Source organism: Pantoea anthophila, from assembly GCF_026104315.1.
GTDB lineage: Bacteria > Pseudomonadota > Gammaproteobacteria > Enterobacterales > Enterobacteriaceae > Pantoea > Pantoea anthophila.
This window is the reverse complement of sequence record NZ_CP110473.1, coordinates 2,482,913-2,501,506: the sequence shown is the minus strand read 5'-3', so window position 1 is coordinate 2,501,506 and position 18,594 is coordinate 2,482,913. Positions and strand designations below refer to the sequence as shown.

Annotated in this window: 19 protein-coding genes; 6 read left to right on the top strand and 13 right to left on the bottom strand. The window is 54.9% G+C overall.

What is annotated here, in order from left to right:
- Nucleotides 1–136 precede the first annotated feature (136 nt).
- Entirely contained in the window at nucleotides 137–1,597 is a 1,461-nt protein-coding gene (locus tag OJ965_RS14120; RefSeq protein WP_265136484.1) for a phospholipase D family protein, read from the top strand.
- A 282-nt stretch (nucleotides 1,598–1,879) separates the two neighbouring features.
- Here the strand turns inward: OJ965_RS14120 and mdoC are convergent, their stop codons facing one another.
- Nucleotides 1,880–3,010, bottom strand: a complete 1,131-nt coding sequence (mdoC, locus tag OJ965_RS14115; RefSeq protein ID WP_111208047.1) for a glucans biosynthesis protein MdoC — start codon at nucleotides 3,008–3,010, stop codon at nucleotides 1,880–1,882.
- 268 nt (nucleotides 3,011–3,278) lie between these two features.
- On the opposite strand from mdoC, the gene OJ965_RS14110 reads away from it, so the two are divergent.
- The 3 genes from OJ965_RS14110 (at nucleotide 3,279) to OJ965_RS14100 (ending at nucleotide 7,728) form a co-directional block, all read left to right on the top strand.
- Entirely contained in the window at nucleotides 3,279–4,814 is a 1,536-nt protein-coding gene (locus OJ965_RS14110; protein ID WP_181161904.1) for a glucan biosynthesis protein G, read from the top strand.
- Nucleotides 4,807–7,359 carry a glucans biosynthesis glucosyltransferase MdoH gene (gene mdoH / locus OJ965_RS14105; RefSeq protein WP_009090914.1) on the top strand — a complete coding sequence of 851 codons (2,553 nt, stop codon included), beginning with the start codon at nucleotides 4,807–4,809 and terminating at the stop codon, nucleotides 7,357–7,359. Before OJ965_RS14110 ends, mdoH begins: the two co-directional genes overlap by 8 nt.
- Before the next feature lie 129 nt (nucleotides 7,360–7,488).
- The gene (locus tag OJ965_RS14100; RefSeq protein WP_033736571.1) at nucleotides 7,489–7,728 is read left to right on the top strand and encodes a YceK/YidQ family lipoprotein; all 240 of its coding nucleotides are present in this window, start codon (nucleotides 7,489–7,491) and stop codon (nucleotides 7,726–7,728) included.
- Here OJ965_RS14100 and OJ965_RS14095 read toward each other — a convergent pair.
- From OJ965_RS14095 to OJ965_RS14085, 3 genes are all read right to left on the bottom strand, one after another.
- Nucleotides 7,719–8,120 (bottom strand): MysB family protein, encoded by a 402-nt coding sequence (locus OJ965_RS14095; RefSeq protein WP_009090912.1) that lies wholly within the window; start codon nucleotides 8,118–8,120, stop codon nucleotides 7,719–7,721. The genes OJ965_RS14100 and OJ965_RS14095 overlap by 10 nt on opposite strands.
- Nucleotides 8,121–8,238: 118 nt before the next feature.
- Entirely contained in the window at nucleotides 8,239–8,505 is a 267-nt protein-coding gene (locus OJ965_RS14090) for a hypothetical protein (protein WP_009090911.1), read from the bottom strand.
- A gap of 542 nt (nucleotides 8,506–9,047) precedes the next feature.
- Nucleotides 9,048–9,971, bottom strand: coding sequence for a Kdo(2)-lipid IV(A) acyltransferase (locus OJ965_RS14085; protein ID WP_009090910.1), 924 nt, complete (start codon nucleotides 9,969–9,971; stop codon nucleotides 9,048–9,050).
- Between the two features lie 253 nt (nucleotides 9,972–10,224).
- On the opposite strand from OJ965_RS14085, the gene trhO reads away from it, so the two are divergent.
- The gene (gene trhO / locus OJ965_RS14080; protein ID WP_009090909.1) at nucleotides 10,225–11,274 is read left to right on the top strand and encodes an oxygen-dependent tRNA uridine(34) hydroxylase TrhO; all 1,050 of its coding nucleotides are present in this window, start codon (nucleotides 10,225–10,227) and stop codon (nucleotides 11,272–11,274) included.
- 47 nt (nucleotides 11,275–11,321) lie between these two features.
- On the opposite strand, the gene OJ965_RS14075 is transcribed toward trhO, so the two are convergent.
- The 9 genes from OJ965_RS14075 to grxB all read right to left on the bottom strand — a co-directional run bounded on the left by OJ965_RS14075 (nucleotide 11,322) and on the right by grxB (nucleotide 17,699).
- Nucleotides 11,322–11,894: a YceI family protein gene (locus tag OJ965_RS14075; protein WP_009090908.1), complete on the bottom strand. Its 573-nt coding sequence runs from the start codon at nucleotides 11,892–11,894 to the stop codon at nucleotides 11,322–11,324.
- A 4-nt stretch (nucleotides 11,895–11,898) separates the two neighbouring features.
- A complete protein-coding gene (locus OJ965_RS14070; protein ID WP_033736338.1) occupies nucleotides 11,899–12,474 on the bottom strand; it encodes a cytochrome b in 576 nt (191 codons plus the stop codon).
- A 294-nt stretch (nucleotides 12,475–12,768) separates the two neighbouring features.
- On the bottom strand, nucleotides 12,769–13,881 hold the full coding sequence (gene solA / locus OJ965_RS14065; RefSeq protein WP_265136473.1) for an N-methyl-L-tryptophan oxidase: 1,113 nt from the start codon (nucleotides 13,879–13,881) through the stop codon (nucleotides 12,769–12,771).
- Between the two features lie 93 nt (nucleotides 13,882–13,974).
- Complete coding sequence (gene bssS, locus OJ965_RS14060) at nucleotides 13,975–14,229, bottom strand: biofilm formation regulator BssS (RefSeq protein WP_009090905.1); 255 nt, start codon at nucleotides 14,227–14,229, stop codon at nucleotides 13,975–13,977.
- Between the two features lie 239 nt (nucleotides 14,230–14,468).
- On the bottom strand, nucleotides 14,469–14,741 hold the full coding sequence (locus tag OJ965_RS14055) for a hypothetical protein (protein WP_009090903.1): 273 nt from the start codon (nucleotides 14,739–14,741) through the stop codon (nucleotides 14,469–14,471).
- Between the two features lie 145 nt (nucleotides 14,742–14,886).
- Entirely contained in the window at nucleotides 14,887–15,132 is a 246-nt protein-coding gene (dinI, locus tag OJ965_RS14050; protein WP_003849907.1) for a DNA damage-inducible protein I, read from the bottom strand.
- A 62-nt stretch (nucleotides 15,133–15,194) separates the two neighbouring features.
- The gene (gene pyrC / locus OJ965_RS14045; protein WP_265136466.1) at nucleotides 15,195–16,238 is read right to left on the bottom strand and encodes a dihydroorotase; all 1,044 of its coding nucleotides are present in this window, start codon (nucleotides 16,236–16,238) and stop codon (nucleotides 15,195–15,197) included.
- 134 nt (nucleotides 16,239–16,372) lie between these two features.
- Entirely contained in the window at nucleotides 16,373–16,936 is a 564-nt protein-coding gene (locus OJ965_RS14040; RefSeq protein ID WP_265136464.1) for a lipoprotein, read from the bottom strand.
- Between the two features lie 115 nt (nucleotides 16,937–17,051).
- Nucleotides 17,052–17,699, bottom strand: a complete 648-nt coding sequence (gene grxB, locus OJ965_RS14035) for a glutaredoxin 2 (protein WP_009090897.1) — start codon at nucleotides 17,697–17,699, stop codon at nucleotides 17,052–17,054.
- Between the two features lie 295 nt (nucleotides 17,700–17,994).
- Here grxB and rimJ point away from each other — a divergent pair, with 295 nt between their 5' ends.
- Nucleotides 17,995–18,588, top strand: a complete 594-nt coding sequence (gene rimJ, locus OJ965_RS14030; RefSeq protein ID WP_009090895.1) for a ribosomal protein S5-alanine N-acetyltransferase — start codon at nucleotides 17,995–17,997, stop codon at nucleotides 18,586–18,588.
- Nucleotides 18,589–18,594 lie beyond the last annotated feature (6 nt).

Here is an 18,594-nt window from a genome sequence, read left to right as displayed (position 1 = left end):
ATTGCCGGTCACAGATCGTCCGGTTAAGTCTAGACTAAAAAACGCCCGCGACTTTTTGCTAAGTCGGAACAGAGGTATAGCCTCAGCGGTGGGTCCGGGGAATAATAAAAATAACTGCCATATACAGGGAATTGTCATGACCGAAGCGTTTGAACTCGCCCACTCACCGGAGCCTGCCAGCTGGCTGGAAACAAAGCTGGCCCCTCAGTGTCAGCGCCATCCGGGGCTGAGCGGCATCCATCCCCTCAGCGACGGGCTGGATGCGTTCGCTGCACGCTATCTGCTGATGCAAAAGGCGGCGCGGTCACTCGATATTCAGTACTACATCTGGCAAAACGATCTCTCTGGCCGCCTGCTGTTCAGCGCCATGCTGGAGGCGGCGCGCCGCGGCGTGAAGGTACGACTGCTGCTGGATGATAACAATACGCCTGGCCTGGATGACACCCTTGCTCAGCTCAACCGCCACCCCAATATTGAGGTGCGGCTCTTCAATCCTTTCTCTTTTCGCACCCTGCGCGCACTGGGCTATCTCACTGACTTCGCCCGTCTGAACCGGCGGATGCACAACAAAAGCTTCACCGTGGATGGTGTTACCACCATTGTGGGCGGGCGCAACATTGGCGATGAATATTTCGGCACCGGTAATGAGCCGCTGTTTGCCGATCTCGACGTCATGGCGATTGGGCCGGTGGTCAGCGAGGTGGCCGGGGATTTTGAACGCTACTGGCACAGTAAGCCGGTCGCGCCGCTGCAGCAGGTGCTGGATGATGATGAACCGGACGAGGATAGCGTGAGCCTGCCCGCCGAATGGCGTCACAGTGAGCCGGTGCAGCGCTATCTTCAGCGGCTGGAAAATGCGTCGCTGCTGCAGGAGATGGCGCAGGGCACGCTGGAACTGACCTGGGCAAAAGCGCGTCTGCTGAGTGATGACCCGCGCAAGGGGCTGGGTAAGGCGCGCGCGAAAAGCCTGCTGCCGCAGCGTATGCTGGAGGTGATTGGCACGCCACAAGAGCAGTTCGATATTATCTCAGCTTACTTTGTGCCGACCCGCGCGGGCGTCGCTCAGTTGCTGGCGCTGAAACGCAAAGGAGTGAAGATCGCCATTCTGACCAATTCGCTGGCGGCCAATGACGTGTCGATTGTTCATGCCGGTTACGCCCGGTGGCGCAAAAAGCTGCTGCGTCACGGCATTGCGCTTTATGAGCTGAAACCGCAGGCGGCCATGCAGGATGCGCCGCACGATCGGGGGTTAACCGGTAACTCGGGCTCCAGCCTGCACGCAAAAACGTTCTCGGTGGATCAAAAGACGTTGTTTATCGGCTCCTTTAACTTCGATCCGCGCTCAGCGGTGCTGAATACTGAAATGGGGCTGGTGATTGAGAGTGCGGCACTGGCCGGAGAAACGCACCAGCGCTTCAGTCAGTCGATGCGTGATCGGGCCTGGACACTGCGGCTGGATAAGTGGGGGCGGGTGAACTGGCTGGAGTATCCGGATGAGCCGCAGCAGATTGTGCATAAGCACGAACCGGACTGCTCCTGGTGGCAACGACTGCAGGTGCGGCTGGTGTGGCGACTGCCGATTGAGTGGCTGCTGTAAGCCTGCGCCTGCGTGCGCACCTGCACAGGCACATGCGCAGGCTCATCCCGGAGGCGTTGCTTCATGGCGACCATTACTTCAGGGCGGGACTCTTACAGGCGACTGTCCGACGTAAAGCGATGGGAGGCTGTACCTGTAGCAAAGCATAGCGGGCCAGGGATGGCCCGCGCTGAGCCTGCCAGGGATGGCGGTCTTGCGTCTTTGCGTAAGGTACAGCCTCCCTGAGCCTGCTCACCAGGCGCCCGACGATGAAAGCCGGTGCGCCCTGTCTCACATGCTTCGTCAGACCTCTTTACGCTCAAACTTCCCCGAAAACAGGAACCGCAGCAGTGGAATGCGCAGGTGGATCTCATACAGCAGAAACGCGATGCCAAACACCATCAGTAAGCCGACAAAGAACCCCAGCGTGTTGTTTTCAATCCGTGGCGTGACATAAATGCCATACAGCAGCGTCAGCGGATGGTGCACCAGATAGATAAACAGCGACGCATTAACCAGATACATAATGCGCGGCGAATGCGCATTCAGCAGCTTATGACCAAAGCAGAAGCAGACATTCAGCATACAGAGACCCATCAGCGTGGTAATCAGCGCATCAAGCTCATACAGCCAGCCATCGCCACTGCTCAGACGCTGATTGGTGCAGTAGGCGATAAACAGCAGCAGCGCGCCAATCCACATTACCGGATTAAACCGCACAAACAGCGCTTTCAGCGGCGGGTGTTTCCACGCCAGTGCGCCCAGCATAAAGAAGGGCAGGTAGAAGAGCGTCTGCATCACGATGATATTGAACAGACCATCCATCAGCCAGGCGGGCTGGAAGATAAACACCAGACGGCGGAACACACACCAGAGCAGTGCCCAGGCCAGTACACCCACCGTCAGCGTACCCCAGCCGACCCGCGTGTAGTCGATGGCGCGGTGCTGGTCGCGCAGCCAGCGAAACGTCACCATACCCAGCGTAGTCAGCATCACCAGCACCACCAGAAACCAAAGGTGTGAAATCAGCTCCCACATCAGGTTATTGAACTTCTGATAGGGGGTGAAGCGGGGCCAGTCGGCCAGCTTATCTGTCCAGGCTTTCAGCATGAAAAATTGTGGCAGCGTAATCAGCGGCACCGCAGTGAGCATGGGGATCCCGACGCGCTCCAGACGCACCTTCAGGAAACGCCGCGGCTGATAGCGCAGATAGAGCATGTAGGAGAAATAACCCGAGATAACAAAGAACACCTGCATGCGAAATGCATGAATAAAATCATTCAGCAGCGTCAGCCATAATGAGGCTTCCTGGCTGTTCACTGCCCATTTCTGCGCGGAGTAGATGAGGGAAACGTGAAACGGTACCCCCAGCAACATCAGGTAAGCGCGGATAGAGTCGAGGAAATATTCACGTTCAGGTTTTACAGTACTCATAAAGTTCCAGTTCGTTAGTACGGTTAGCCAGTTTCACCCTGAAACCGGATTATGTCCGGGTAAAATTCTACCTGCCATAAACCGGGTATACTATCAGTGGAATCCGTAGTGTCTAATTGTCCTAAAAGTAGCGTTAAGCCTGACGAAATGCGGGAACAATGTTGCGCATAAGCTGTCGGAAAACCGAATAATCCTTTAAGATAAACGGGTTTGATTTAAGCACACGAAAGGGGGGGATGTGCTGACTAAAGAAAAAAATAAAGCCGGACTGATGAAGGTACGCTGGATTGGTACTGCGGTTCTGCTGGCGTTATATGCCAATAACAGTTGGGCGTTTAACATTGATGATGTTGCCACACAAGCCAAAGCGTTGGCAGGGAAAAGCTTCGAAGCGCCTAAAAGCAATTTACCCTCTCAATTTCGTGAAATGAAATTTGCTGACTATCAGCAGATCCAGTTTAACCACGATAAAGCGTACTGGGGCAAACTGCGCACGCCGTTCAAGCTGGAGTTCTATCACCAGGGGATGTATTTCGATACCCCGGTGCAGATCAACGAAGTGACCGCCAGCGCGGTGCGTGAGATCAAATACAGCCCCGATTATTTCAATTTCGGTAACGTAAAACATGACGCTGACGCCGTTAAAAACCTCGGTTTTGCCGGTTTCAAAGTGCTTTACCCGCTTAATAACAAGGGTAAAAACGATGAGATCGCCAGCTTCCTGGGCGCCAGCTATTTCCGTGTAATCGGTGCCGGTCAGGTCTATGGCCTGTCGGCGCGTGGACTCGCCATCGATACGGCATTGCCGTCCGGTGAAGAGTTCCCGCGTTTCAAAGAGTTCTGGATTGAGCGTCCGAAACCTCAGGACAAACAGCTGGTGATCTATGCGCTGCTCGATTCGCCTCGTGCGACGGGTGCGTATCGCTTCGTGCTGCGTCCGGGTGAAGCCTCTACCGTGGATGTGCAGTCCAAAGTTTACCTGCGTGACAACGTCGGCAAACTGGGTATCGCTCCGCTGACCAGTATGTTCCTGTTTGGCCAGAACCAGCCATCGACAGTGAATAACTTCCGTCCGGCGCTGCATGACTCTGACGGCCTCTCTATCCACAATGGCAACGGAGAGTGGATCTGGCGTCCGCTGAACAACCCGCGTCATCTGGCGGTGAGCACCTACACCATCGAGAATCCGAAAGGCTTTGGTCTGCTGCAGCGCGGGCGTGACTTCAGCAACTATCAGGATCTGGATGACCGCTATGACCTGCGCCCAAGCGGCTGGGTGGAGCCATTAGGCGACTGGGGTAAAGGCCGGGTTGAACTGGTTGAGATCCCGACTGCCGATGAAACCAACGATAACATCGTTGCGTTCTGGACGCCGGAGACGCTGCCAGAGCCCGGCAAAGAGATGAACTTCAAATATCGCCTGCACTTCTCGCGCGACGAGAAGCAGCTGCACTCGGATGACATTGCCTGGGTCAAAAACACCCTGCGCTCAGCGGGTGACGTGAAGCAGTCGAACCTGGTGCGTCAGCCGGATGGCACCGTGGCTTTCACCATCGACTTCGTGGGTAAAGACATGAGCAAGATGGCGGAAAACAGTCAGGTGACTCCGCAGGTCAGCGTCGGTAAAAACGCTGAAGTGGTTGAGCAGAGCGTACGTTATAACCCGGTCACTAAAGGCTGGCGTCTGGTGTTGCGTCTGCGTGTGAAAGATGCCAAGCAGTCCACCGAAATGCGTGCGGCGCTGGTTAGCGGCGACAAGACATTGACGGAAACCTGGAGCTATCAGTTACCTGCCAATGAATAAATCGACTTTTACACCTCAACGTTATGTGGAATCTCTGCCGCTGGATGCGGCAGGGAAGTCTCGCCTGAGCGTCTCATTGCAGAATGCCAGTGCGTTCCACTTCATTCATGATGTGCTGGGCAGGGATGTCGCAGCCAGTGACCGTCCCGACGATGCGCCGTTAAAATCGGTCTCATCGCGGGTGGAAATGGCCTGGCCCGATGCACTGGCGGGCGGTCAGCAGTTAGGTAAAGATTACCTCGACCGCACCACGCTGAAGGCGATGCCCAAAGTCAAACGTTCACTGATGTTCCCGGAAGCGTGGCGCACCAACCCGGTTGCCCGCGCCTGGGACTCTCTGCGTGGACGTAAATCTGTGCCGCGCTACGCCAGTGCGGAAGAGCAGCGAGCCGAAGAGAAGTGGCGTCATGTCGGTTCGATTCGTCGCTACATTCTGCTGATCCTGACGATTTTCCAGACCGTGGTCGCCACCTGGTACATGAAGAGCATTCTGCCCTATCAGGGCTGGACGCTGCTGGACCCGATGGAGATGATCAACCAGAACTGGCAGCAGTCAGTGATGCAGATCCTGCCGTATGTGCTGCAGACCGGCATCCTCTTCCTGTTTGCCATTCTGTTCTGCTGGGTGTCAGCCGGTTTCTGGACCGCACTGATGGGCTTCCTGCAGCTGCTGATCGGGCGCGATAAATACAGCATCTCCTACTCCACAGTCGGGGATGAGCCGCTGAATCCGGCGCATCGCACCGCGCTGATTATGCCGATCTGTAATGAAGACGTAGAGCGTGTTTACGCCGGTCTGCGTGCGACTTGGGAGTCTGTGGTTCGCACCGGTAACGCAGAGCACTTTGACGTCTACATCCTCAGTGACAGCTACGATGCGGATATCGCCGTTGCCGAACAGAAAGCCTGGATGGAACTGGTCCGTGACGTCGGCGGGGCAGGCAAGATCTTCTATCGCCGTCGCCGTCGTCGTGTGAAGCGTAAAAGCGGCAACATCGATGACTTCTGTCGTCGCTGGGGCAGCAACTACAGCTACATGGTGGTGCTGGATGCCGATAGCGTCATGAGTGGCGAGTGCCTGACCGGCCTGGTGCGTATGATGGAGGCTAACCCGAACGCCGGGATCATCCAGTCGTCGCCGAAAGCCTCAGGGATGGATACGCTCTATGCGCGCTGTCAGCAGTTTGCGACCCGCGTCTATGGTCCGCTGTTTACCGCCGGTCTGCACTTCTGGCAGTTGGGTGAGTCGCACTACTGGGGTCATAACGCCATTATCCGCGTGAAACCCTTTATCGAGCACTGTGCGCTGGCGCCACTACCGGGCGAGGGGTCATTTGCGGGCTCGATCATGTCGCATGACTTCGTCGAGGCGGCACTGATGCGTCGTGCCGGCTGGGGCGTCTGGATCGCCTATGACCTGCCGGGCTCTTATGAAGAACTGCCGCCGAACCTGCTGGATGAGCTGAAGCGTGACCGCCGCTGGTGCCACGGTAACCTGATGAACTTCCGTCTGTTCCTGGTAAAAGGGATGCACCCGGTTCACCGCGCGGTGTTCCTGACCGGCGTGATGTCCTACCTGTCAGCTCCGCTGTGGTTTCTGTTCCTGGCGCTTTCCACGGCCCTGCAGGTCGTGCATACGCTTATGGAGCCGACCTACTTCCTGCAGCCGCGACAGCTCTTCCCGGTCTGGCCGCAGTGGCGTCCGGAGCTGGCGATAGCGCTGTTCTCGACCACGATGGTGCTTCTGTTCCTGCCGAAGCTGCTGAGCGTGGTGCTGATCTGGTTTAAAGGGGCGAAGCCTTACGGTGGCGCACTGCGCGTGCTGTTGTCACTGGTGCTGGAAACGCTGTTCTCGGTGCTGCTGGCCCCGGTGCGCATGCTGTTCCACACCGTGTTTGTGGTCAGCGCCTTCCTTGGCTGGGAAGTCGTCTGGAACTCCCCGCAGCGTGATGACGATGCGACGCCATGGGGCGAGGCATTCAAACGTCACGGTTCACAGATGGCACTGGGTCTGGTGTGGGCTATTGGTATGGGACTGCTGGATCTCAACTTCCTGTGGTGGCTGGCACCGATCGTCTTCTCCCTGATCCTGTCACCGTTTGTGTCGGTGATGTCGAGCCGTGCAACGCTGGGCCTGAAGAGCAAGCGCGCGAAGCTGTTCCTGATCCCGGAAGAGTCTTCACCGCCGCAGGAGCTGGTGGACACCGACCGCTATCTGCAGCTCAACCGCGAGCGTGTACTGGAGAACGGCTTTATGCACGCGCTGTTCCATCCTGCGTTTAACGCGCTGGCGACAGCGCTGGCGACTTCACGTCACCGGCAGAGTCAGCTACTCGACTACGCCCGCGACCGTCGTGTCGATCAGGCGCTGAGCGATGCACCGGAAAAACTCAGCCGCGACCAGCGTCTGCAGCTGATCAGCGATCCGGTGGTGCTGGCCCGCGTCCATACCCGACTGTGGGAAAATGCGGAGAAGTATCACCAGTGGGTAGAGAGTTATCAGAAACTGACGCTCAACCCTAACGCGCTGGCAAAAAACGCGTAATCTGAAAAAGCGGCAGCGATGCCGCTTTTTTTATGGGATTAAAACAGGGCGGGGATGATAATTTACTCGCAGGCCGTCACCGCATGCCGCGCGTGGCACTCTCTGGGGCAGGTAAAGGCGGGTTTTGTGGTGAAACGAGTTTTAAAGGCAGGTGTTATCGCTCTCGCGGTGCTCTGCTTAAGCGGATGCGGCAGTATTATCAGCCGAACCGTGCCCGGACAGGGACACGGTAATCAGTACTATCCGGGCGTACAGTGGGATGTACGCGACAGCGGATGGCGGGTGCTGACCATCCTTGATCTGCCCCTGTCGCTGGTGCTGGACACCCTGCTGTTGCCAGTGGATGCCAGCCATGGTCCTTACGAATAACCGCGATCGGAGTCGCTGTTATCATCTTCCCACTCCTGAGCCGCGGCTTCACCCTCTTCGGTGTCGAGCGGCGGCTCCAGCTGGAACTCGCCGTCGTCCCACTCGTGCAGGGTGTTTTCCGCTAACCACTCCTGACGCAGTTCCACTTCGTCAAAATCAGCGTCAAAAATAGCCTGAGCAGCTTCACCGGTGCGGTAAGGAAGGCATTCGCCTGCGTCACCTTCGTCGACCAGGAACTCAGCCTGCCACATGATATCGCCATCCTGCATCACATACTTTTGCAGGCCGAACTGGCTGACCGACGCCTCTTCTTCATCCACTTCAGGGTTATTTGCGAGAAACTCCTCACGTGCAGCATCAATCGCTTCCTCTAAGGTACTGTACATGCTCATCGATCTTCTCCTTACCGGGTTCACTTGATTTCAGTGAAGAATAGACGAAATTTGCCGGAGGGAAAGGGCGGGGGCGTGTAACTGGCGGGAAATAAACCATTTCCCGCCAGCAGCGGGATTAACGCATTTTTTGCGGGAAGTGCAGAACCGGCTGTACCGACTCATGAATAACCGGTGCCGCGTAGCGAATACAGCATTTGATGCAGGGTTTAACTTTCTTAAAATTGATTCTGGCGATGGATAAGGCCTGGCTGAGATTATACAGGGTGCCGATAAAAATCATCTGCTCCTTGCCGGGCATCCGCCTGCATCCCTGACGATGAAGAAAATGGTAGTTCTCCTGATCGGTCGTAATGGTGACGTAATAGTAGAGACCTTTACTCATATTAGGGATCCCCTGAGGTTCGCTGTGTGTGATCGTTTTTTTATAATTGAGCTGAAGTCGTTAAAAGCCTGAATGTCACTGCTGAAATTACCGTTAAGTCGGAACAGGTTCAAATGCAATAACGGCATATCGGGCTGTTAAATTTTTGTAAAAATGAATATGTCGGCGGCTTGAATGACAATCCCTTGTTAATTAAGTTAATTTTAGTGGATTGATAAGCGACCAGAAATCATTAAGCCTGGCTAAATAGGAATAGGCCTGGTGATAAAAATAATTAGCGCCAGCGCAAATTAAAGCAGAAAAATTAAAATCTGATGAATGTCTGTCAGAATATGCAGGAGGCGGCTTACTGTAGTTGTAATAAATAAGCCGGGCTGATTGAATGCGGTGGAAATCAGCGTCTCCTGCGAGCGTATCTGATAATAACTGGATCGTTAAACCGGGAAGCCGCAATATCGGTCAGCCGCGCGATTGATTTATCGGGACAGAGCATTGCAGCAGAAGAGGTGCTAAACGGCCGTGAGACCGTTTAGCGTGGCAGATTAATAGCGGGAGGGTTCGCCTTGCGGACGGGTTTTAAAGCGGCGATGCAGCCACATATATTGCTCAGGTGCCAGCAGCACACCCTCTTCAACCACTTTGTTCATCCTGGCCGCGGTGACTTCATCGTTTTCCAGCGTAAATTCGCTGCGGATGTCGGGCAGAATCATCAGTTCATAGCCCCGGCCACCAGGCAGACGACGCGGCACAAACGGAATGACAGCGGGGTTACCGGCGCGGATCAGCAGATGGGTCCCCACCGTCGTTGCCGCCTTTTCCACGCCAAAGAAGGGCACAAAGACGCTGCTGCGCGGGCCATAGTCGTGATCGGGGGCATACCAGATAATGTCCCCCTGCTTCAGGGCGCGGATCATTCCTTTGAGATCCTTACGGTCGAGCATGCTTTTGTTTGACCGCATGCGACCTTTGACCTGCAGCCAGTCAATCAGCTTGTTGTCATTGGGGCGATAGACGCCAATGCCAGGATTGTGGATGCCAAACATGCGCGCGCCGATCTCCAGCGTCAGAAAGTGCATGCCGATGAGCAGCACACCGCGCTGGTTGTCGCGCGCGGCCTGAATATGCTCCAGCCCGGAGGGCTTGTGCCACTTGTTAATACGCCAGTCGGGCCAGAACCACGCCATGCCGGTTTCAATCAGGCCCATGCCGACGGATTCGAAATTGTGTTTCACCATCGCCTCACGCTCATTGACCGGCATCTCCGGAAAACTTAATTCCAGATTACGCCGGGCGATGCTGACGCGACGATTCATAAAGCGCATGGCGATACGGCCAATATTGCAGCCGAGCACATAGAGCAGGGGATAAGGAAGGAGCACCAAAAGATAAAGAAAAGCGATACCCAGCCAGGTCAGCCAATAGCGCGGGTGAAGCAGTTCTCGTGAAAACTGAGGCAACTGAGTCATGTGAAGGTTAATTTTCCTGCGTCATGCACCCTGCGGTGCTGATATCTCATTGATTTACACTATTGTGCCAGTTTTTAACGTTCGCTTAAATATCGCTGATGGAACCGCGCCTCAATGAGCGGGGAGAAAGCCGCCGCAAGTGCCGGAAAAAACAGCAACTGATGATGGGTCCTGACGCAACGCTTTGCATACACCTGAAATCAGGTATCATGTGCCCGCTAATTTTCTCCTATTGATAACAGGAAAGAACACCATGCCAGTGTTACATAACCTCGTTTCCAATAAAGAGCTGAAGGCGCGCATGCTGGCTGAAACTGAGCCGCGCACCACTGTCTCTTTTTATAAGTATTTTCAGATTGCCGATCCTAAAGCCTTCCGTGATGCGCTCTATGTTGGCCTGACCGCCCTCAAGGTGTTTGGTCGCGTCTATGTTGCCCATGAAGGCATCAACGCGCAGATCAGCGTGCCTGCCAGCCAGTATGAAAAGATGAAGGCCTGGCTGTATGCGTTCGATCCCGCGCTGAACAACCTGCGTATGAACGTCGCACTGGATGATGATGGAAAGTCGTTCTGGGTGCTGCGCCTGAAAGTGCGCGATCGCATCGTGGCGGACGGTATTGAGGACAGCAGCTTCGACGCCAGCAATGTCGGTCACTACCTGAAAGCGGCGGAAGTGAACGCCATGCTGGACGATCCGGACGCGCTGTTTGTCGATATGCGAAACCACTACGAATATGAAGTGGGCCGTTTTGACAACGCGCTGGAAGTGCCGGCAGACACCTTCCGTGACCAGCTGCCAATGGCCGTGGATATGCTCAGGGAGCAGAAAGATAAAAAGATCGTCATGTACTGCACCGGCGGCATCCGCTGCGAAAAGGCCAGTGCCTGGATGCGGCATAACGGTTTTGAAGATGTCTATCATATCGAAGGTGGCATCATCGAGTACGCCCGCCGCGCCCGTGAACAGGGCTTGCCGGTCAGATTCAAAGGCAAAAACTTTGTCTTTGATGAGCGGATGGGTGAGCGGATTTCTGACGATGTGCTGGCTAACTGCCATCAGTGCGGTGAGCCCTGCGATACCCACGTCAACTGCGTGAATGACGGCTGTCATCTGCTGTTTATTCAGTGCAAGAGCTGCGCAGAGAAGTTTGAGAACTGCTGCAGTCCGATCTGTCAGGAAGAGGCGAAGCTCTCTCCGGAAGAGCAGCGCGCCCGTCGTGCCGGACGAGAGAATGGCAATAAAATCTTTAACAAGTCGCGTGGCCTGTTAAACATGACCATTCCCGCGCCGAAGAAGTCATAAAGCGGTAAACGTGGCCGCCTGAACGCTGATTCAGGCGGCCTGCGGCTTTACTGACGCACACCTTCCACCGAGATCATCAGCTGAACCTTCTGCGAGGCTGGTCCCAGATCTTTCGTTATATTGAAATCTTTCAGCGCAATTTCACCTTCCGCTTCAAAGCCAGCACGATAACCGCCCCACGGATCTTTGCCTTCACCCAGCTTCTTCGCCTCCAGCGTCACCGGCTTCGTGACGCCGTTCAGCGTCAGATCGCCGGTAATCTCTAATTCATCGCCCTCTTTCTTCACTGACGTGGATTTAAAAGTCGCCTGCGGATTTTTACTGCTGTTCAGGAAATCCGCGCTGCGCAGATGTTTGTCACGTTCAGCATGGTTGGTATCCACGCTGCTGGTATTAATCGTCACCTCGACTTTATCGGCGGCAGGGTTCTTCTCATCAAAGGTGAAGCGGCCATCGAAATCTTTAAAGGTACCGTAGAGCCAGCTGTAACCCAGATGCTGGATGCGAAACTGAATAAAGGCGTGCTGCCCCTCTTTATCAATTTTGTAGTCAGCGGCACTGGCACTCAGGGAACCGAGCAGCAGGCTGGCCGCGGTCATCGTCAGCAGACTTTTCTTCAACATATTATCTGTCCTTTTCAGAGGGTAAGGGGAGGCGTAAACCTGACATCCGTTTTAAGGTGTTATCGCGATCGATAACATGGTGTTTTATTGCAGCCAGACCGTGCAGGATCGACAGGATCACCACACTCCAGGCCAGCCAGAGGTGAATATCGCCTGCGAGGTCGGCCTGCTCGCCTGCACCGCTGAACAGGGCAGGCAGCGTAAACCAGCTGAACACGGCGATGGGTTTACCGTCGGCGGTGGAGATGAGATAGCCGCTGATCAGAATGGCCAGCAGCAGGGTATAAAGTAACAGGTGTGCCACGACAGAACTGATGCGCACCAGAGGGGAATGGCTGCTCAGGGGCCTGGGCGGCGGCGAAATAACGCGCCACACAAGGCGGATAATCAGCGTCAGTAACAGGAGCACGCCAATACTTTTATGAATTTCCGGGGCGTCGTGATACCAGCTGTCGTAATAGCCCAGACCGACCATCCATAATCCCAGCGCAAACATGCCATAAATGGCCAGCGCCATCGACCAGTGCAGCAGCACAGCAACCCGGCCAAACTGATGCGGTGTATTACGTAATAACATAATCTGAGCGTCACATAGAAATAATATGAAATAAGCATCCACATTATGAAATACAAAAGCAATCGCCCTTACGCTTCTATAAACTTAAAAAAATCATCGGAAAAGGTTGAATAAAAAGGCAGGGAAATGGGCAATATTACTGAATAATAATTTTGATGAGGGGAAAACGGTCAACCTCATTCCGTGCAAATGAACAATCGGGGCGAAATAAGGGCGAATTTTTGTCAGGGAAATTCAACTTGCGTCAATTTTTGTCAGCAGGATGGCACCCTGTGATGCCATCCGTTTGCAGAGTCAGAAACGCGAAAGGCGGAACGGAGAGAGATCAAAGGAAAAAGGTTTCTGCTGCGCAAATTCCGCGGCCAGTTCGCCCAGCACGCTGGCAAATTTAAAGCCGTGTCCGCTGAGTCCGGTTATCAGCAGGCGATTGGGTTCGCCCGGCAGCGTATCAATAATAAAATCTTCATCCGGGCTGAAGTCGTAGCTGCACGCTTCACCATGCAGACAGACACCGACGCCCGGTAAGAACTGGCGCAGGAAGCCAAAAGCTTCACTGCCATCTGCCGCCACGGCACCGAAGGGTTTACGATCTTCAGGCTGCTGCATCGGCTGTCCGCCATCGTGACGACCCACTTTCAGGGCGTTATTGTCGGCCGGGAAGCCATAGAACTGGCTGCCGTCACGCATCTCGACGGTAAAACCCGGGAACCTGTTGTTCTCGCTGTAGCGACCATCAGCCTGATACCAGGCAAACACCTTACGGGTAGGGGCAACCGGCAGATTAGGGATGAGTTTTCCGACCCAGGTACCGGCGCTGACCACCATTTTACGGCCGCGATAGACACCATCCAGCGTCGTAACCTGCTGAAGATCGCCATCCCGTCCCAGTTCTGAGACCGGGCAGTTGAACAGCTGGGCACAGCCTGCCTGTTCCGCCAGCTGAACCCAGCTGCGCACCGCCTGTTCACATTTCAGGAAGCCCGACTGCGGCTCAAATACGCCCAGATAGCCCTCTGGTACGTTAATCTGTGGCCAGCGCTGACGCACTTCCCCGGGCTGCATCACCTCAATGTTAAGCCCCCAGCGGCTTGCGCTGTCGATAACGTTGCGGATAAAAGGGGAGTCGTGAAGGGCGAGGTTAAGCACGCCGCTGCGATGCATAATACGCTCACCGGCTCGCTGTTCCAGTTCATCCCACAGCGTCTGCGCCCGCAGTACCAGCGGCACATAACGTTCACCTTCGCCGTAGGCGTGACGAATCAGACGGCTTTCGCCATGATGCGTGCCCTGATTGTGAGGAGGGTGGGCGCTGTCGATCATTAATACCGAGAGGCCTGCCTGGGTGGCATAGTAGCCAGCCGCCGCACCTACTGAGCCACTGCCAACGACGATAAGATCATAAATCATGGTAACTACGCTCTAAGAGTCAGATAATCAACAGCATACCGAAACAGAAACGAAAAAGGCACCCCTGAGGGTGCCCCTTTGATGTGGCAGAAACTAATGCTTACTGAGGAGTCGTTCCATCTGCTCGGCGGATTCAATCTTGGCGATGCCTGCTTCGAGGATCGAGATGAACTGCCTTGCCACATCCGTTGTCAGCCAGTAGGTGGGGCCAACATCCGCTTCTTCTTCTTTTTGATCCTGCGACGACAGCGAGTGCAGGCGGATCATCATGGCGTCATAGCTATCAACGGTACTGATATCCCAGCCCACCAGCGGGTGAGTCTGAATAACGTCTTTTCTTCTGTCCATTATAACCTCCTTATTACTCGTTAAACGAAGTGCATGATGAGGTTCAATGCGGCTTTTTTATTCCGATAGCGAAACAATTATAACAGTAAACCCGGGTGTCACTGTTTAAAAAATGCCGTGAGTCAGCTTCTCACAGAATATTCGCTTTTAACAGGCAGGAGTCAAAAAATAAAATGCCTGGCAGGCAGGCATTTTTTTACGATTCAGTGGGCAGGCGAAAAGCGGGACAGGCCGCCGGTTCAGAGCGCCGGGCTGTCTGGTACGATGCCGCCGACGCGTTTCTGCAGGGATTCTGCCAGACGGGCAAAATGTTGCTGAAGCTGTTCATCATGGTTTTGATTCTGGGCTTCCAGCGACAGATTGTGCACCAGCAGCTGGCTGGCACGATCGTCAAGACAGAAAATCAGACTGGAAAAGGCATTTTCCAGCACCGTTAAACGACGCTGCTGATCACCAATCAGTGCTAACAACTCACCAAAGGTCATCGCCTCTTCCGGTTTATCAGTAGTCATGGTGTCGCACCTCCTGTTATGCGTGACGAGCGCAAGGATAGGGCATTGATCAGTAAGAGTCTAGATGCAGGAAGAGGGAAGTGCGAGAGGGGAGAAAAGATAAAAAAACCGGGTGGCGACACCCGGAAAAAAAGCACAGTGGCGGTTAATCAGTAATGAACCAGTCGTCAGCACTCTCCCACGTCTGTTGCAGGATTTCGCTGATCTGGTCGCGCGTCTCTTTTCCACCGCCCAGCACGCTGAGATTGTTGGCACTGGCATAACGTACCTTGACGTGATTGGTCGAGTCAGGGAACTGTTCGTCAATGCGGCGCGACAGTTCATCGCTTAACGCCTCTATCGCGCCAGCAGGAAGAGGTCGGGTATTTGATACGGTAATTTCAACACGCATAGCAGCCTCCGGATAAGATACTGTATATATTTACAGTATCCATCCGCCGGAGGCAAGCAAAATTATGCAACGCGCCAGTTGAGCGTTTCACCCGCGAGGAAAGGAATCAGAGCGTCACTGCCCAGCGCAATGGACGCCGGCACCTGCCAGGGCTCACGCACCAGGGTAATTGTGCCTTCATTCAGCGGCAGGCCATAGAAACGCGGGCCGTTTTCAGAACAGAACGCTTCGAAATGCTCCAGCGCATTCAGCTCTTCAAACACGGTCACGTAGGCCGCCAGCGAGGTCGGCGCATTAAATACGCCCGCGCAGCCACAGGCAGACTCTTTAAGATGCTGCAGATGCGGAGCGGTGTCGGTGCCGAGGAAGAAACGCGGATGACCGCTGGCCACGACCCTGCGCAGCGCGTCCTGATGCACATTGCGCTTGAGAATCGGCAGGCAGTAAAGATGCGGGCGAATTCCGCCCACCAGCATGTGGTTGCGGTTAAACATCAGGTGCTGCGGCGTAATGGTCGCGCCCAGCGTCTCATCGGCAGCAGCGACATAATCCGCGGCATCCTGGGTGGTGATATGCTCCATCACCACTTTCAGCCCCGGAAACTGACTGCGCAGCGGCACCATCACGGTGTCAATGAAGCGGGCTTCACGATCAAAAATGTCGATATGGGCATCGGTGACTTCGCCATGAACCAGCAGCGGCATACCCAGCTGCTGCATCCGCTCCAGTACGCGGGCGATGGAGGCGATATTGGTGACGCCGTGGCTGGAGTTAGTGGTGGCATGAGCCGGATAGAGCTTGGCGGCGGTAAACAGACCGGATGTGAAGCCACGCTCAAGCTCATCCGGATCCAGTGAGTCAGTGAGATAACAGGTCATCAGCGGCGTAAAGGCGTGATCGGCGGGCAACGCGGCCAGGATGCGGTCGCGGTACGCTTCTCCTGCCGCCACGCTGGTCACCGGCGGCACCAGGTTAGGCATCACGATGGCACGACCATTAACCGCGCTGGTATAGGGCAGGACCGTTTTAAGCATCTCATCGTCACGCAGATGAATGTGCCAGTCGTCAGGGCGACGCAGGGTAAGTTGCTGAGGTTGTGCTGTCATCAGTGAAGCTCCGGCAGAAAGGAAACAGAAGGCATGTTTTGGCCGGGGTCTAAGCATAAGGATTCAGGCAACCGTTTGCACCTGCTTTTTCTGCTGACAGCAAAAATCCGCGCCGGATGGCGCGGCAATCGGGATTACTGCGTGAAGGGGATGACCAGTTCGCCCGGTCTGACTTCCAGTCCTTTGGCAAATTTTTTCGCCAGTGACTCACCCTTACTGCGGTCAGCGCTGAGACGGTACGCCGGGTTTTGATCGAAATAGCTCTTCAGCGACTGATTCAGATAAGGCGTCAGGGTTTTCATGATGGCGGCCATTTTCTCCGGCGCCACCTGTGCGTCGGTTATCTCCAGATCGCGCAGAAAGATCGCCCCCTGCTGTGGGTCATAGACGGGCTGTGCGCGCATCGTCAGCTGCATGTCAGCCTGCTGCGGGCCGAACAGAGAGGTGACGTTAATCTTTGCATTGCCGGAGAGCGACACTTTGCCAGGTTCTGTGCGGCCGATCTGGCTGGTGAGATTATTCAGGACAATATGCGCATTGACCAGACCGGACACGCTAATGTCTTTCTCGTAGTTGTTATGCTTTTGCAGCGCCTGGTTCACTTCCTGTTCGCTGATAGTGTACTGCGTCAGTTTATTGCAGCCGCTCACCAGCAGCACAAACATCAGGGCAGTCAGCCCGAAAAATACCTTTTTCATCGTTCTATATCCTGGATAACAAAGTCAGTTAACAGGATATAGCGTGCCTGAATGCGTGAGAGGTGTCATCAGAAAAGGGATGAGAAACACCGCGGCGTCTCTCATCCGGGCGGGATTACTGCGCAATAGAAGAAAGCAGATTGACCTGGGTCTGTTTGGCCATATTGTCACGGTAGTCAGCGACCCGTGCTGGCCAGTCGATGCCCGGAACCAGCGTCAGGGAGCGCAGCAGCGGGAAGAGGCTGAAATCATCTTCCGACAGCTCGCCGTTAACCGCATTAGGCTGGACGATCAGGCCGTCCAGTTTGCGCAGATCGCCGCTGACTTTTTTAATCAGTCCGGCCGAATGCGTTTTCAGCTCCTCGAAATCACCAATGCTGGCCTGCTTTTTCGCGCGGAAATAGTCACGTGCCGCCGGGGTGGCAAACTCAGCAAAAGGGGCCTCGGCAATGCGCGGCAGCAGCAGCTTATTCACGTAGCTGTTCATGTGACGCAGCCAGTCGCCAATGGCCGGATTGAGCGCACCGGTAATCAGCGGTTTGCCATCCTGCTGGTCGACATAGTGCACAATCTCCATGCTTTCGGGCATCGCGCTGCCATCCTTTTTCTGCAGGACAGGCGCCATTTTCTGGCCAATCAGTCGCTGAGGCGTCTCTTCATCGTCATTGAGCATGACCACCAGCTCAACCGGCAAATTCTTCAGACCAAAAATCATGCGCGCTTTCACACAGAAGGGGCAGTGGTCGTAGATATAGAGCTTCATCCTGATCTCCCTCGTTTACAGGTTAATGTTTAACAGAGTGAATCATTTCATCCTGTTTCGGGCGCCTGAAAAGTATGGAAGAGATTCCCCCTCCCGGCAAACCAGCCCGACAGATGGCCGGGCTGAACGGGCGTTGATGACGCCTGAGCAGGGGCGTCTGCGCGGTGATAATGGAACAAAATCAACCTCTTTACGGCAAAAAATCCGTAATGTTTTACCGCAGCCCAGGCGGCGGTTATAGTGAAAGCCAGATAATGACGGCTTTCACTCTCAGCCATTGATTTCAGGAGTCAGGATGTTTGGCTATCGTTCTGCCGCGCCCAGGGTGCGCTTAACCACCGATCGGCTGGTGGTCCGTCTGGTTCACGAACGTGATGCCTGGCGAATGGCAGATTACTACGCGGAAAACCGCCTGTTTTTAAAACCGTGGGAGCCGGTGCGCGATGACAGTCACTGCTATCCCTCCGGCTGGCAGGCGCGGCTGGGGCTGATCGCCGACATGCATAAGCAGGGCTCGGCCTTCTATTTTATTCTGATGGACAGCGAAGAAACCGAAGTGCGCGGCGTAGCCAACTTCAGCAACGTACTGCGCGGTTCCTTTCACGCCTGTTATCTTGGCTATTCGCTGGGCGAAAAGTGGCAGGGACAGGGGCTGATGTTTGAAGCGTTACAGTCTGCTATCCGCTACATGCAGCGTCAGCAGCATATTCACCGCATCATGGCGAACTACATGCCGCACAACCAGCGCAGCGGCGACCTGCTGGCGCGCCTCGGTTTTGAGAAAGAGGGATATGCGAAAGACTATCTGCTGATTGACGGACGCTGGCAGGATCACGTGCTGACAGCGCTAACCCAGCGGGAATGGACGCCTGACCGGCGTGGACAATAATGAGGA